Raw genomic sequence first — 15,800 nt, 5'->3', positions numbered from 1 at the left:
CCATCGACATGAAAACCTCTATGCTAAACTACTCAAAGAATTAAGAGAGAATCCACTCTAAAGTTATCTAGACCCTAAAATTAAAACCGAATCAAACGTGTTGGTGTGCAGACTAGATCTAAATTCTGATCCCAAATCTGCGTTGCTAAAATACCATTAACCTCCTGAAAATCATGCGTTAATCCAAGTCGAATAGTGCGATATGGATGCTTTGCCAATGTTCGATCATAAAAACCACCACCCATACCGACACGATGTCCAAACCGATCAAAAAGTACCAATGGCATGATCACCACATCAAGCCTAGCCATATCAAAAGCACGACTTGCCATGATTTGTTGCATACCGAGTCGATGTTTTGCCAAACGATTTGAATGGAGATGATTTAAAGTCAACTCTGTCCACACAAGTCGCTGATTCATATTACAAATCATTGGAATATAAACTTTCTTATTTTGTTGAATGAGTTTTTGAATTAAAGCTTGTGTCGGCACTTCGCCAAAATCACTGAGATAAAGTCCAATTCTTTTTGCCTTTTTAATTTCTGCGACGTTAAGCAATTTTTGCACTACGGCAGTTTCCGCTTGTCGAAGTTGACGCTTTGAAAGCTGACGACGTTGTTTACGGATTTGTTTACGACGTGCAGGAATTTGATTGATTGCAATTTTATCTAGAGTAATTTGATCTGAAGAAATACTACCCATGACTATTCCTTATTTCGCCGTTTTGTCGTCGCACGGCGATTAGAAGGTTTTGGGCTATTTGTATTTCGTCGTCCTGACGGTGGATTACCGCTCTTTTGACGAGAATCTGATTTTTCAGTTTGAGAATTTTTTGTTTTAGCTTTGTTTGGTTTAAAGCCATTGTTGTTATGGTCTTTTGAATTTTGATTTTTTCTCTGTTGATCTTTCGCTTTTTGATCTTTCCAACTCAAACCACTTTTAGCATGATCTTGAGTTTTATTCTTTTGCTTTAAGAGGTGTCGAAACTCATCATAAAACAAAGCTTCTAATGGCGTAGATTCTCCAAGTACTAAACCAAGATCAATCAGATTGACTGAACCAATTTGGGTGCGAATTAACCGTAGCGTTGGAAAGCCAATCGCAGCCGTCATACGGCGTACTTGCCGATTCTTGCCTTCACAGATTTGGATTTCAATCCATGAGGTTGGAATATTGGCACGATGGCGTATCGGTGGGTCACGCTCCCAAAGCCATTTAGGTTCTGTTATTTTTTCGGCTTTTGCAGGGAGTGTCATACCGTCTTTTAGCATCACACCACGACGCAATTGTTCAATTGCATTTTCTGAAACGTCACCTTCGACTTGCACGACATAGCTTTTATATTGTTTATGTTTTGGATGAGTGATTTGTTGATTGAGCTGTCCATCATCAGTCAGCAGTAATAAACCTTCGGAATCTCGATCAAGCCGTCCAGCAATTCTTAGAGTTGGATCATGGATAAAATCAGACAAAGTGATCTGCAGTTCTTCTGAACGAAATTGGGAATGTACGTTAAATGGTTTATTGAAAGCGACGATTTTTACCATGAACTTCTACTTTATTTGAATCAATAGCTTAGCGAGTATTGTAACCATCATTTTGGGAAATATTGCTATTTGTGAGATAAATTACAAAACTATTCTACATTCTTTATTATATAGGCGTTAAAAAAGTTTTAGTGTCGTTCAAGACATTTATACAGCATCGCTAATTACAAGAAGGGAGCATCTTTACAATGGGTTATCAGAAGATCGTAGTTCCTGCGGATGGTGATAAAATCACCGTAAATGCAGACCTGTCACTGAATGTTCCAAACCATCCAATCATTCCTTTTATCGAAGGAGATGGGATTGGTGTGGATATTACACCTGTAATGAAGACGGTGGTCGATGCTGCGATTCTTAAAGCATATGGTGGCAAGCGTTCGATCGAATGGATGGAAGTATATTGCGGCGAAAAAGCAGATAAAATCTATGGCACGTATATGCCTGAAGAAACCTTTGATGCGCTACGTGAATTTATCGTGTCGATTAAAGGGCCGCTTACCACACCAGTTGGTGGTGGTATTCGTTCGCTCAACGTCGCACTTCGTCAAGAATTAGACTTGTATGTTTGTGTGCGTCCAGTGCGATGGTTTGAAGGTGTGCCTTCGCCGATGCAACATCCTGAGCTTACTGATATGGTCATCTTCCGTGAAAACTCAGAAGACATCTATGCAGGGATCGAGTGGAAAGCAGATTCTGACGAAGCAAAGAAAGTTATTAAATTTCTCAAAGAAGAAATGGGCGTGACCAAGATTCGCTTTGAAGAAGGTTGTGGTATTGGGATCAAGCCAGTATCTAAAGAAGGAACACAGCGTCTAGTACGAAAAGCGATTCAATTTGCGATTGATAATGATAAGCCTTCGGTGACTTTGGTTCACAAAGGTAATATCATGAAATATACCGAAGGGGCGTTCAAAGAGTGGGGCTATGAGCTTGCAATTGATCGTTTTGGCGGTGAGTTGTTAGATGGCGGTCCTTGGGTCAAAATCAAAAATCCGAAAACAGGGAAAGACATCATTATTAAAGATGTGATTGCTGATGCGTTCTTACAACAAATCTTGATGCGTCCAGCGGATTATTCTGTGATCGCAACTTTGAACTTAAATGGTGACTATATTTCTGATGCACTGGCTGCTGAAGTTGGTGGTATTGGTATTGCGCCAGGTGCAAATATCGGTGGGGCGATCGCTGTGTATGAAGCAACACATGGTACAGCACCAAAATATGCAGGTCAGGATAAAGTCAATCCAGGTTCTATTATTCTCTCTGCGGAAATGATGCTACGTGATATGGGGTGGATAGAAGCGGCGGATCTTATCATTCGTGGTGTATCTGGTGCGATTGAAACCAAAACGGTGACTTATGACTTTGAGCGTTTGATGCCAAATGCAACTTTGCTTCGTTGTTCTGAATTTGGTAAAGCGATTATTCAACACATGGAAGATTGAATGAGCTTTCTTAAGTTATAATTTTTTGTTGGGAAGAGCAGATTAGTCTGCTCTTTTTTTTATATGAATCATAAAACTAAAGTATAATAGCGGAATAATAAAACTTAAAAATTCATCATAAAGTTCTATTCACAAGATACAAAATCATAAAATAATATGATTTATCATCCAAATTCTGCCCCAGTTACAAAAAAATTGGCTTTTTTTAAATATTTCTGTGATACATGTTGCATTCTTGTACCGTAAATGTTGTATATTAAGCGCTAAATAATCTCAGATTGTAAATATAGGTTCGAGGATGATTATGGTGCTTTCTAAACAATTCATGAAAACTGCTTTGATGAGCTCTGCGTTGATTCTATTGGCACCTAGCGTGCTTGCAAATACTCAAGCTGCAAAAGAGCCTGTATCGGTAAACTTAAACACCTATCTCATTGCTCAAAATGCTGAAGGTAAAATTACGGAACAAGTAACTTCAGAAGTGAAACCGGGGCAGGTGGTTGAGTATCGTGCAGTATATACAAATAACACAGCAGGGACGATTAAAAATCTAGTAGCAACTTTGCCAATTCCTGCTGAAACGCAATTCCTTGCTAAGTCTGCTCCAACAAAGGCTCAAGCAAGTACTGATGGTGTGAATTTTGCACCAATGCCACTGAAGAAAAAGGTTGGCGATCAGGTAGTGAATGTTCCACTAGCAGATTATCGTGCTCTGCGTTGGACCATCGCAGAGCTTCCTGCTGGGAAGTCAATTGCTGTTTCTGCGCAAACTCGCATTAATAGTACAGCTGTAAGTAATTAATCTTAAATATGCTCTTTATGAGGAAGGTAAAAATGTCTCAAAATTTTAAATTACCGCGCATTACGCAGCTAGCAACTTCGATTGCACTAGCTCTAGGTGGTGTTGCTGTAGTGCAAACAACCCAAGCGGCCGCTCCTGCTGCTGGATCAAACATCAATAACATTGCATCTGCAACGTATAATGATGCAAGTGGTAACCCACAATCTGTTACATCTAACCAAGTAACAACTACAGTACTACAAGTGGGTAGCTTCACTTTGGTTGATAATCGTACAGCATCTGCGAATCCAAATGGTTCGGTAAGCTTGTCGCATACATTAACAAATACAGGTAATGGTTCAGATACATATACACTTGCACTTGCACAGTTAACAGCTGACAACTTTGATTTGAATAATCTACAAGTATATTTAGATGCTAACAATGATGGTGTTAAAGATAGTAATACTCCTGTAACTTCAGTAACTTTAGCACCGGGTGCATCAGTTGGTTTGATTATTGAATCAACTGTACCGAGTACAGTTACTACAGGTCAGGCACAGTACACTATAACTGCGACCAGTGCATTTGATAGCGCAACTGATACAGATACAGATACTGTTGTTGTAACTAACGGTGCGGTATTACGTATTGAGAAAGCTGCAAGTGTAACTAGCGTCAGCGCAAACGGTGATATTGAATATACATTAACATATCGTAACACTGGTAATGCTGCGGCGGCTAATGTATCTATTACAGATAACATTGATGTTTCTAAAGTTGCTTATGTACTAAATTCTGGTCGTTGGAATGGTTCTGCAACTGCTTTAACTGATGCAGCTGGTGGTGATCCTGCAGGCATTAACTATCAAGTTAATGCTACAACTGGTGAAATGTTAATTTCATTGGATAACGTTCCTGCAAACTCAACAGGTACGATCAAATTTAAAGTCACTGCAAATACAACGAACACTGCAAACATTCTCAACACTGCATCTGTCTTTGATGATGATGATAATGATGCAAGCACAACCCCAAATGGCGTAACACCGACTGACTCTAACCAAACTGTCGTGACCGTGACTAGAACCTATTCGGGTACTGTCAATGAAAGCACAACCAACAATTACGCAGATGCTGCAACATTGCCAGGTAATGTCAACCAAGATAACACTGTTAAAGAAAATGCAACCATTGGTACACCAGTAGTATTTGGTAACAATACAGGCTCAGCAGATGCAGGTCCAGATCAAATTGTGATCCACAATACAGGTACTGGTGTAGAAACATATAACGTCACTGTAAATCAGGCTGACCTTCCAGCAGGTAGTACCGTTGAACTGTTTAAATCTGATGGTGCAACACCGTTAACAGATACAAATGGCGATGGTATCGTAGATACAGGTCCTATTGCAGCTGGTTCAACTGCGAACATCGTTGCAAAAGTAACTTTGCCATCAAACTACTCAACGCCTATAAATTCAGCGACTACGGATGATGTGATCTTAACAATTGATCCTGTAAATAATCCGTCTGCATCTGCAAATGATACATTGAAGCTTAGCATTGTGGATGTATTGGCACGTGATATTGACTTCCTTGCAGACCAACAAGGTCAGATTCAACCAGGTGGTACAATCCTTTATACACATACTTTGACCAACAACGGTGGTTTTGATGAAGGTGTTGGCACAAGTGTATTAACACTTACTGATCCATCAACGACTCACGCAGGTACAATGGCTGGTGCAGTTACATCGGTATATGTAGATTTAAATAATGATGGTGTTGCAGATATTGGTGAACTTGTAACTAACTTTACAAGTACAGGTGCAGGTTCTTTACAGGACTTGTTATCACAGACTGGTACAGCAGGTTTACAACCAGGTGAATCTGTAAATATCTTGGTGAAAGTTGAAGCGCCGTTGAATGCAACAGCTGGTCAATATGATCTTTCTACAATTACCATTACGCCAACAGGTACTTTGGGTGGCTTGAATGCGCCTGCAACAGTTCAGGTAGTTGACCGTACAGTGGTAAATATTGGTCAATTGCGTCTTGAAAAATCTCAAGCACTAGATGTGAACTGTGATGGGTTGGAAACAACCTTTACAAAAGGTACGTTACAAGCAGAACCAGGTCAATGTATTAAGTATCACATCGTTGCAACCAATGATGGTAATCAACAAGTTACTAATGTCGTAATGAGTGACCCAGTACCAGCATATACTACTGTTTCAACGACAGCTCCTGCACCAGCGTTTACGACTGGTAATACACCAGTAGAAGCTGCAACAGGTAACCCTACTGTGACAGTATCTAATGGTAGTACTGGTAGTGTTATTACTACTCCAGGATTTGCAGTAGATCCATTAAAACAAGTAGTGATTGAATTCACTGTCAAAGTGGACGAAAACTAATCTAAAGTTTTGGTATAAGCAATACAGCCTCTAGAAGGCTGTATTGTGAGATGCTTATATCTAAATATAAGCATCTCATTATCTCAAATTATCTATTTAGGGTCATCGCAGTGTTGCAATCGACAAAACTACAGACTTGCCAAAAAACGACATTTGTACTGTCGGCGTTGACGATGTCTATGTTGTTAGCGCAATATGGCAATGCAGCCATGCCTAGTGCAAATAGTACGATTCAGAACATTGCATATGCAACATACTTTGTAGATAGTTCAGGTGTTGAGCAAACAGTTACTTCTAATGCAGTAGAAATTAATGTTTCCGCACTATATGCAATTCACTTAACCACGCCAATTGCTCAAGAGATTGAGCCAAGTCAGTTGGTGATTTGGTCAAATACACTTACCAATAATAGTAATACCGATGCTACAGTGAGTTTGAGTACTTTTGATATTACTGGTTTAAGTAATGTCAAAATATATATCGACTCAAACAAAAACGGTCAATTTGACTCTAGCGACCCTGAATTTACGCAATACATTCTCCTCCAACCAGGAGAGAGTGTTGATTTATGGGTGGTTGCTACAGCAAGTTCATCACTGACAAATGGTCAGAAACTTGATTTACCTATTAATGCTGTTGTGGTTGAAGACACTGACGCTACAGCAAGTGCGATTGATAGTGCGAACGTCGTTATTCCAGAACTTGTTGCTACAAAAGAAGTACAGCAACAGTCGTTTGATCCTGATAACGCATCAGATTTCGATCTTGACTACACGTTGCGCATTCAAAATAATGCTTCAAAAGCAGCTACGCCAATTGATGTGACAATTGATGGTCAAACCCAGCAAATGGTGCTATTGGTAGATGATATTCCTGCCAATACGACATTCAAATATGCACGCGCCATCAATCCACAAGCAAAAGTGCTGTATAAAACTGGTGCAAATAGCTATAGCACAACAGCGCCTACTGATTTATCAACGATTGATCAACTTGTTGTTGGTTTCCCAACCATCGCTGCAAATACGACAGAGCAAGTAGATTTCATCGTCACGATGAATACTGGTATTGCACAAACTACAGTTAAAAATGTTTTTAAAGTTGAGTACGCAACCACTGGTGGACAAAAAGTCACACCATCAAATGAAGTATCAACAGCTATTTCAGGCACTGCTAAAATCTATAATAAATCAAGTGATTTTAGTACAGTGCTTGGTTCGGGTACTGCTGAACGTCCTTTGTATATTGAATCTCGAAGTGCGACATGTAATGCAGATCGTTATACAGTTGATCGTGTTAAGATTCGTGTCCAATCGAGCAAAACTGGTGACTTAGAAGAAATCATCGGTGTTGAAACAGGTGCAAATACTGGTGTATTCCGTTATGAACTACCTACAACACGTTCAGATGTTGCAATTAATTTAGATAATATTTTACAAACAGTGAAGCGTGATCAAGTTGCGATTAACTTGACCGACTGTTTGGATGAAAACAATCAATCAACGCAAACTTTTGAAAATGTTGATACGCAAGTATTGATGGATAACTATGGCACTGTTTTTGATGCAAAAACAGGGCTTCCGGTTGCTGGTGCAACAGTTACATTGCTTGATGCATCTACAGGTCAACCGATCGGTAGCGATGTTGCATACCGTATCGATCCTACAACTGGCGCAATGATCTCGATTTCTGCTACTCAGCTAACAAATAGCGACGGTGAGTTTGTTTATCCATATGTTAAAGAAGGTCGTTACATCATTGACGTAGATACAAGCACTGTATCTAGTAATACCGAATATAAGTTTGTTAGTGATACGTCAGTATATCCAATCTCAGGTTTCTCATCAGATAAAATCGTGAATGCTCAATGGTCATATGCCGGTGAGTTCAATATTGGTGAAGGTGAAACCGTACTCAATATTGATATTCCAATTGACCCATTGTCAGAAGAAAGTCGCTCAAACTTATTTGTAAAAAAAGTTGCGACAGATAATGAAGCTGAGATTGGCGAATTTGAAGAATACACAGTTACGGTTGCAAACCGTGGCAATGTTGATGCGACTGATGTTTCGATCAAAGATACCTTACCACGTGGTTTTATCTACGTTGAAGGTTCAATGCGTGTTGATGGCACGAAAGTTGAAGATCCATACGGTGGAAAAGGTCCATATTTGACTTTGGGTCTTGGAACTTTAAAAGCTAATGAAGAAGTTAAAGTCCAATATCGAGTTTACATTGGTCCAAATGCGCTAAATGGCGATGGTGTTAACCGTGTACGCGCTAAAGATTCAACAGGTGAAGAGTCTAATGAAGCTTCTGCTAAAGTTGAAGTTAGCCCAGGAGCAATGATCTCTGAAGGCTTTATCGTTGGTAAGATCTTCACAGATTGTAATCGTAATGGCGTACAAGACTTCGGCGAAATCGGTGTACCGGGTGTACGTGTTTATCTTGAAGATGGTAGCTATGCGATTACCGATAGCGAAGGTAAATACGACTTCTATGGTGTTTCAGCTAAAACTCATGTTTTAAAAGTTGACCGTATTACACTGCCATCAGAAGCAGAATTGCTTTTGATTAGCAATCGCCAAGCTGGTGATCCGAACAGTCGTTTCGTCGATTTGAAACGTGGTGAGTTGCATCGTGCTGATTTTGCAATCTCTAGTGTTGCGGCTGGTACTTGTTCTGAAACTTTGATTGATCAAGTCCTTAAACGTAAAGAAACGATTGAATTAAAAAACTCAAAGCTTGAGCAAATCCTACGCACAGACTTAACGATTGACCCATTAAATTTCCGTGTATCTGATGCACGTGGTCAGCCTGCAAGTGGTTGTATTTCTGCGCAAGGCATTAGCTCAAATTGTGCCGTTGACTATTCTAAAGAAAAGTTGATGGACTTGAAGCCAGTTCAGTTTGAACCGAAAAAAGTTGAAACGACTGTTCTTCTTGAAAAAGCATTAGAAAATGCAACAGATAATAAACTTGAAATCCTAAACTTACGTGAAGGTCAAGTGTTGGCATATCCGCAAGCCACTATTCAGATCAAAGGTACAGCGGGTACGAATCAACAACTTTGGGTAAATGGCGAACAAGTTGGCGAGAAGCGTATTGGTAAACGTGCAGTATTGCCTGATTTCCAAGTGTCTGGTTTGGACTTTATTGGTGTAGCACTTAAACCGGGTAAAAATACGATCGAAGCACGTCAGCTTGATATGATGGGTAATCTTCGTGAATCTCAAAAGATCGAAGTGATTGCACCTGACCAACTTGACAAGATTGTTCTTAACGCAACTGCGCAAACAGCACAAGCGAATGGTACAGATCGTCTAAACGTTACCTTAAAAGTGGTAGACCGTTTTGGTACTGTGGTGTCTAGCCGCACGCCACTCACTGTACAATCAAATATTGGTACAGTAGAACTAGAAGATTTAGATAAAAAAGAACCGGGTATTCAAATCTTTGTTGAAGGTGGTACTTTAGTTGTACCAATTCAATCTCCAAATGATGCAGGTGAAGGTATCCTTTCTGTTGAAAGTGGTATCTATCATGCAAGTACGCCTGTACGTTTTTTGCCAAATCTTCGCCCGATTATTGCAACGGGTATCATCGAAGGTGCAATTTCATTTAAAGACTTTAACCCAAGTGAACTCAACAAAGTTGATTCTAATGATGGTTTTGAAGAAGAACTAAACGAAATCGCAAATGCAGAAGACGGCAAAGTTAAAACCACTGGTCGTGCTGCGATGTTCTTAAAAGGTAAGGTAAAAGGCGAATACCTACTGACTTTGGCGTATGACTCTGATAAAGATAATAGTCAGCGTTTGTTCCGTGATATCCGTCCAGATGAATACTATCCAGTGTACGGTGATTCTGCGGCAAAAGGTTTTGAAGCACAGTCAACAAGTAAGCTTTACATCCGTGTAGATAAAGGTCGCTCACATGTCATATATGGCGACTATGTAACACGCACAGAAAATGATGAAGGCTTGTCGCTTGGTCAATACAACCGTTCTTTGACTGGCGTACGTGGTGTCATCGAAGGTGATAAATATAAAGTTTCAGCATTTGCTGCTGAAACCAATACTGAGCAAGTTGTGACTGAACAGCGTGCATTAGGTATCTCAGGCCCATACAGCTTAGGCAATGTTGATACGGATGACATCTTAGAAAATAGTGAAAAAGTTGAAATATTAGTCCGTGACCGTAACAATCCAGGACTGATCATTTCTACTGAAACATTGACTCGTTTTACTGACTATGAAGTAGATACTTTTAGTAATAGTATCTATTTAAAAGATCCTGTACCAAGTGTCGATGCAAACTTAAACCCAATGTATATTCGTATCACTGTTGAGTCAGATCAAGGTGGTGAAGAATATATCGTGGGTGGTGTATCAGGTTCTTACAAAATCACTGATAGCGTTAAAGTTGGTGGTTCACACGTTCAAAGTGACAATCCTTTGAATGAAGAACAACTAAGCAGTGCGAATACTGTGGTGAATCTTGGCAAATCAGGTAAGTTAGTTGCAGAATATGCAAGCTCAGAAGTCAATGTAAGTGATGTCAATGTATTGACTCAGATCAATGTCGATCCATCTGAAACAGGTGAGATTTCAGGGGATGCTTACCGCATTGAGCTTGATTATGCTTATAAGAACATGGACTTCCGTGCATATCACAATAATGCAGATGAAGGCTTCTACAATACTTCATCACCGATCTCATCAGGTCGTAGTGAAAGCGGGATCAAAGCACGTGCCAACATTAACAATGTTGGTTTGGTAAATATCGAATTTATCCGTACAGAAGATTTAAACAACGGCGTAAATCAAGGTTTATCTGCAAGTATTCAACGTGCCATCAACAAGATTCTAGCAATTGAGTTTGGCTTGCGTTATTACGACGAGTCAGAGCCTGCAACTGCAAATACTAATCAAATTGCACCGTATAGTGGTACGACTGTTCGTACAAAATTGACAGGTCAATTGCCATGGGCAGGTTCAAGTGCCTTCATCGAATATGAGCAAGATATTGAAGAATCTGATCGCCAAGTCTTTGCTGTAGGTGCAGACTACCAAATCAATACTAAGCTACGTGCTTATGGTCGTCATGAGCTAGTTTCAAGCATTAGTGGTTTGTATGAGTTGAATGATACACAGCGTCGTAACGTGACTGTATTTGGTTTAGAAAGCCGTTATAACAACGACTCTACAGCATTCAGTGAGTACCGTGTACGTGATGGTATCAGCGCTCGAGAAGCAGAAGCAGCGATTGGTTTGCGTAACCGTTGGGAGATTGAAGAAGGCTTCTATGTGAATGCAGGCTTTGAGCAAGTTAAAGCAGTGTCTGGTACAAGCAATCTGAGTGCAGACAATACAGCAGTAAGTCTTGGTGCAGAATATTTAGCACCTGAAAACTGGAAAGCTGTGGGGCGCATAGAAGCACGTTGGGCAGATCAATCGGATACTGTATTGAACAACTTAGGTGTGGCGTATAAGTATTCTGATGATGTGACTTTACTTGCGAAGAATGTACTCAGCTTCACTGATAACAAGAGTGAAAATAGTGGAAATCGTTTTGTCGATCGCTTCCAACTTGGTGCAGCTTATCGTGATACAGATACCAATCGTTTTGATGCGTTGACTAAAGTTGAGTATCGTTATGACAAGAATGAATCTGACTTAAGCAATAAATTCTTGAAGAATGTATATATCTTCTCGACACATATGAACTATCATCCAACTCGTGCAATGACCTTGTCTGGTCAGTATGCAATGAAAAAAGTTGATACGACATTCTCAGGTCTACAGTCAGACGGTACAACATACCTCGTTTCAGGTCGTGCAATGTACGATATTAATGAGCGTTGGGATGCTGGAATCCACAGTGGTCTATTGTGGTCTGACGTGAGTGATGGAAAACGCTTGCTCGTCGGTGGGGAAGTTGGTTATCTTGTTGCCGCAAACCTATGGTTGTCAGGTGGTTATAACTTCTCTGGTTATGACGATGAAGATCTTGTTGATAGTGACACCACGGTAAAAGGTCCATATTTACGTATGCGCTTCAAGTTTGATGAAAACTTGTTTAAACGTAACGATTCATCTGTTAATGCTTCGAGAGAGCCATAGTTATGAATAAACAAGCTATGAATGAAAAAGCGATGAAGCAAAAAATGATCAACCAAGTTGGCACAAGTCAGACTTGGAAAGGCTTTCGACGTCCTGCATTAATTGTTGCCATTTCTTTGTGTTTAATCACCTTAAATACGACTGTAGCTTTTGCTGTCGAGCTTGATTCGATTCCAAAACAGACTGTTTCAAGTATTCCACCTCAGCCAGAGCAGGTGAGTAATCCAGTTCAACCATCTGCACCTGTAGTTACTGCTGAAAAGAAACTTACACCAAGTTTGCCTAGACCAACGGTTGACGAATCTACGTATATTGCCAATCCACAAGACACAGACGTTGCTGAGATGCAACGACGTCTTTTGCCATTTTTTGCCAATAAACAAAGTATTCAATATTATCATGCGAAAAAAGCAGCAACGTGGCTCACTTATGCAGCACACGAAGGTAGCGAACGTGGTTTTATTAAAAATACTCGCAAAGAAGCACTTGCTGAAGCAGATCGTATCATTAGCGCATTAGAACAAGGTCAAGCAGAAGAATTAAGCTTGACGACAAATGTGCTGTCGATGTCAGGTGTAATGCGCCGTGACTTGTGGGCAAATGCAGAAGTATTAAAGCATCATGAAGGTTTTAGCCATAGCTATTCTCAAGTTGCTCAGGCAGAAGTAATGCTCGTATGGGCAGCAGCTGAGCATTGCGAGCTCGGTTGGCGCCATTCTCGTGAGAAGTTTCTCGCTGCACAGCGCTTATTGGATCTCGCAACCTATCAAGCGTTGACATCGAATCCAAACGGCACACAAGAATTACTGAAAGTCACTTATCCATCTTTAGAGGAATTGAATGGTGGGGAGAAAGCGTGTAACGGTGTCAAAGGTCAGTGGCCGATTTGGACACCAGCTGTAGTTGCACCTGTAGTCATCCCAGAACCTGAACCAACTGTGATAGATGAGTTTGAAACCGAAGAAGCGGTTAAGTTTGGTAAAATTCCAAATGTGGTGCACTTCGCTCTAGATCAGTCAGATATTACAGATGAAAGTGCGGTGATTTTGAATAAGATCATTCGGTTCATGAATAAATATCCTGACCATACCATGACTTTGTACGGTTTTACTGACCGTCGTGCCAGTGTGGCTTACAACTTACGTTTATCGAAAAAACGTGCCAATGCCGTTGCAAGCTATCTGATAGTGCATGGTATTGCTGAAAGTCGTATTGCGATGGAAGCAGAAGGCGAAACACAGTTGATTGATAATGATGAAGCGAAGATGGGACATGCTTTGAGCCGTCGTGTTGAGCTTGTCTATGTCGATCCTGAAGGCAAAGAAGTGAAAACCTATCGTCAAACTGCCGATCTTCAATTAGAAGATTAATTAGTGGTTTTAAGGTTTTGATTTTCAAAGTTTTACGCTAAGTTTTAATCATGCTAAAAGATGAAATGGCATGCGGTGACATGCCACTCCATCGCTTAAACGCACGCCTAAAATTATTCGCATCATTGATTTGTAAATATTGCGATACTTGTTCTGTTTTATAACCGTTAATTCGATACAGCTTAATTGCAGTGTGTAGACGACATTGATCAACTTGTGCTTGGAAATGAGTATGATGCTTTTTCAATTTGCGTTTTACTTGTGTGCCTGTTTTTGGCTACTTTGCGCCAAGATACTTGAGGCATTTGGTAGTGACGTGTAGAGATATTGGCGATCTAAAATCATCATAATGAGGCTTAAATCATGCAGTAAAAACGCCATCCGCTTAAAACATGCATGTAGATGCTCACAGAATCGCACACAGCGTATAAAATAGCAATTTATGTATCTACCTAGCACAACAAAATTAAAATGCAGAATTTCGCATAATGTATATTATGTTAAATAACATCTCTACGACCACACCCTACTTTCACGGTCAACGAGGCAAGCGCGTGGTCTTTAGCAAGGGACTGCGTATTTCAAAGACGAAGCTGAGATACTCATTTTTGGACTGCCAAGGTCTAGCTAAAGAATGGGAGTTAGCGCTGGCCATAGAGAAAGAAGAATTCTTCAGTGATGTTCGACGCCATGTCGATAAGCTCAACATTCTGCGTCGCAGAGTGAACGCTTATTACTAAGTTGTAAATGGCTATAAATGGTTATATCATTCAGTTCTGACCTTGGGGAGTAGTCTCTTAGTTTTTACTGTGATAACCGTCAACAGTCTCCGAACAGCAGTTCGTGGCGGTTATGTCCATACTTGGATTGACAAGACTTAAGGCAAATGGCGCTCTCGGGGTGGAGAGTCTCGTTTGACTTTGTCTAAACCACCCCAAGGAAATACTCATGTCACAGCTAATCATCGTTATTACGATCAATCGATTGGCGTCTTATGCCACTGGAAATACTCGTAAATTTTCATTCAGTAAAGCCATTAAACAACTTCCAAACTGCATCTCCTTTGATAACAAAAACCATTTTACAAATGGGAGTGTCGTCTAATGTTAGTTTCTTTTTTAGCCATTTTAGGTGGTTTCATTCTATTGGTTTGGAGTGCTGACCGTTTCGTTGAAGGTGCTGCTGCTACTGCTAAACATGCTGGCATGCCGTCATTGCTAATTGGAATGGTCATTGTTGGTTTCGGTACGTCTGCACCTGAAATGGTTGTTTCTGCAATGGCGGCCATTCATGGCAATCCAGATTTAGCCCTCGGTAATGCGCTCGGCTCGAATATCGTCAATACAGGTTTAATTCTAGGGTTAACAGCCATTATTACTCCAATATTGGTGCAATCAAAAATAGTCAGAAAAGAGATCCCTATATTATTGCTTATTAGTTCTGCGCTCGGTTATTTCCTTTGGGATGGCTCGCTAACACGTTTTGAGTCTGTTCTTCTTCTGGTAGGGTTCTTTACCTTAATTGGCTGGAGTATTTACTCTGCTATGAGAGGTAAAGGGGATAAATTAGAAAGTGAAATGGATCAAGAACTGGTTGAGCACGAGATGCCTATCAAAAAAGCTATTTTTTGGCTGGTTATTGGCTTGATTCTTCTGATAGTGAGTTCACGATTACTCGTTTGGGGAGCAGTGAGTATCGCAGAGGCGCTGGGTGTTAGTGATTTAATTATCGGCTTAACGATTGTTGCTTTGGGCACGTCACTCCCTGAATTAGCAGCATCCATTATTGCAGTTAGAAAAGGTGAACATGATATAGCTATTGGAAATGTGGTGGGTTCTAACATGTTTAACTTACTCGCTGTCGTTGGTATCGCGGGCGTTATATCGCCAATTACAGGTATGTCTTCCGAGGTTATGTCTCGCGACTGGTTAGTTATGATGGGTTTGACAATCGCCTTGCTATTTATGGCCTATGGATTTCGTGGCGCTGGACGGATTAACAGATTGGAAGGCGCAGGTCTGCTAATCGCATTTTTTGCTTACAACACTTGGCTAGTTTCTTCTGTGATTTAATCACGACATCAAAAAGTATTAAATATGCATGTGGACTC

11 protein-coding genes are annotated in these 15,800 nt (G+C 40.4%); 7 read left to right on the top strand and 4 right to left on the bottom strand.

The window, feature by feature from the left end; all coding sequences use genetic code 11:
• Window positions 1-80: 80 nt before the first annotated feature.
• The gene (locus MKI79_RS10815) at window positions 81-704 is read right to left on the bottom strand and encodes a 5-formyltetrahydrofolate cyclo-ligase (protein ID WP_241573410.1); all 624 of its coding nucleotides are present in this window, start codon (window positions 702-704) and stop codon (window positions 81-83) included.
• A 2-nt stretch (window positions 705-706) separates the two neighbouring features.
• Window positions 707-1,549: an rRNA large subunit pseudouridine synthase E gene (locus MKI79_RS10810; protein WP_241573408.1), complete on the bottom strand. Its 843-nt coding sequence runs from the start codon at window positions 1,547-1,549 to the stop codon at window positions 707-709.
• A 188-nt stretch (window positions 1,550-1,737) separates the two neighbouring features.
• On the opposite strand from MKI79_RS10810, the gene icd reads away from it, so the two are divergent.
• The 5 genes from icd (at window position 1,738) to MKI79_RS10785 (ending at window position 13,690) form a co-directional block, all read left to right on the top strand.
• A complete protein-coding gene (icd, locus tag MKI79_RS10805; protein WP_241573405.1) occupies window positions 1,738-2,994 on the top strand; it encodes an NADP-dependent isocitrate dehydrogenase in 1,257 nt (418 codons plus the stop codon).
• A 304-nt stretch (window positions 2,995-3,298) separates the two neighbouring features.
• Window positions 3,299-3,796 (top strand): hypothetical protein, encoded by a 498-nt coding sequence (locus tag MKI79_RS10800; protein ID WP_241573422.1) that lies wholly within the window; start codon window positions 3,299-3,301, stop codon window positions 3,794-3,796.
• Window positions 3,797-3,828: 32 nt separating this feature from the next.
• Window positions 3,829-6,195 carry a beta strand repeat-containing protein gene (locus tag MKI79_RS10795; RefSeq protein ID WP_241573400.1) on the top strand — a complete coding sequence of 789 codons (2,367 nt, stop codon included), beginning with the start codon at window positions 3,829-3,831 and terminating at the stop codon, window positions 6,193-6,195.
• Window positions 6,196-6,305: 110 nt separating this feature from the next.
• On the top strand, window positions 6,306-12,320 hold the full coding sequence (locus MKI79_RS10790; protein ID WP_407651641.1) for an SdrD B-like domain-containing protein: 6,015 nt from the start codon (window positions 6,306-6,308) through the stop codon (window positions 12,318-12,320).
• A 2-nt stretch (window positions 12,321-12,322) separates the two neighbouring features.
• The gene (locus MKI79_RS10785) at window positions 12,323-13,690 is read left to right on the top strand and encodes an OmpA family protein (RefSeq protein WP_241573397.1); all 1,368 of its coding nucleotides are present in this window, start codon (window positions 12,323-12,325) and stop codon (window positions 13,688-13,690) included.
• Between the two features lie 37 nt (window positions 13,691-13,727).
• On the opposite strand, the gene MKI79_RS11770 is transcribed toward MKI79_RS10785, so the two are convergent.
• Complete coding sequence (locus MKI79_RS11770; RefSeq protein ID WP_407651640.1) at window positions 13,728-13,937, bottom strand: helix-turn-helix domain-containing protein; 210 nt, start codon at window positions 13,935-13,937, stop codon at window positions 13,728-13,730.
• An 8-nt stretch (window positions 13,938-13,945) separates the two neighbouring features.
• Window positions 13,946-14,071 (bottom strand): hypothetical protein, encoded by a 126-nt coding sequence (locus MKI79_RS11680; RefSeq protein WP_274619083.1) that lies wholly within the window; start codon window positions 14,069-14,071, stop codon window positions 13,946-13,948.
• A 107-nt stretch (window positions 14,072-14,178) separates the two neighbouring features.
• Between MKI79_RS11680 and mobI the strand changes: the two genes are divergently transcribed.
• Together mobI and MKI79_RS10775 are read left to right on the top strand one after the other, a co-directional pair.
• Complete coding sequence (gene mobI, locus MKI79_RS10780; RefSeq protein WP_456055765.1) at window positions 14,179-14,430, top strand: conjugative transfer protein MobI(A/C); 252 nt, start codon at window positions 14,179-14,181, stop codon at window positions 14,428-14,430.
• Between the two features lie 363 nt (window positions 14,431-14,793).
• The gene (locus MKI79_RS10775; protein ID WP_241573394.1) at window positions 14,794-15,762 is read left to right on the top strand and encodes a calcium/sodium antiporter; all 969 of its coding nucleotides are present in this window, start codon (window positions 14,794-14,796) and stop codon (window positions 15,760-15,762) included.
• Window positions 15,763-15,800: the final 38 nt, after the last annotated feature.

Source organism: Acinetobacter sedimenti (genome assembly GCF_022601685.1).
In the GTDB taxonomy this organism is placed as follows: Bacteria; Pseudomonadota; Gammaproteobacteria; order Pseudomonadales; family Moraxellaceae; genus Acinetobacter; species Acinetobacter sedimenti.
Note: the sequence above shows the minus strand (reverse complement) of the source record. Positions and strands in the feature narration are given on the sequence as shown.

What these genes read in the sequence shown, in the direction of transcription:
- MKI79_RS10775 (WP_241573394.1), top strand. Translation starts at nt 14,794, where the DNA reads ATGTTAGTTTCTTTTTTAGCCATTTTAGGTGGTTTCATTCTATTGGTT.
- MKI79_RS10800 (WP_241573422.1), top strand. Translation starts at nt 3,299, where the DNA reads ATGGTGCTTTCTAAACAATTCATGAAAACTGCTTTGATGAGCTCTGCG.
- MKI79_RS10785 (WP_241573397.1), top strand. Translation starts at nt 12,323, where the DNA reads ATGAATAAACAAGCTATGAATGAAAAAGCGATGAAGCAAAAAATGATC.
- icd (WP_241573405.1), top strand. Translation starts at nt 1,738, where the DNA reads ATGGGTTATCAGAAGATCGTAGTTCCTGCGGATGGTGATAAAATCACC.
- MKI79_RS10795 (WP_241573400.1), top strand. Translation starts at nt 3,829, where the DNA reads ATGTCTCAAAATTTTAAATTACCGCGCATTACGCAGCTAGCAACTTCG.
- MKI79_RS10815 (WP_241573410.1), bottom strand. Translation starts at nt 704, where the DNA reads ATGGGTAGTATTTCTTCAGATCAAATTACTCTAGATAAAATTGCAATC.
- mobI (WP_456055765.1), top strand. Translation starts at nt 14,179, where the DNA reads ATGTATATTATGTTAAATAACATCTCTACGACCACACCCTACTTTCAC.
- MKI79_RS11680 (WP_274619083.1), bottom strand. Translation starts at nt 14,071, where the DNA reads ATGGCGTTTTTACTGCATGATTTAAGCCTCATTATGATGATTTTAGAT.
- MKI79_RS10810 (WP_241573408.1), bottom strand. Translation starts at nt 1,549, where the DNA reads ATGGTAAAAATCGTCGCTTTCAATAAACCATTTAACGTACATTCCCAA.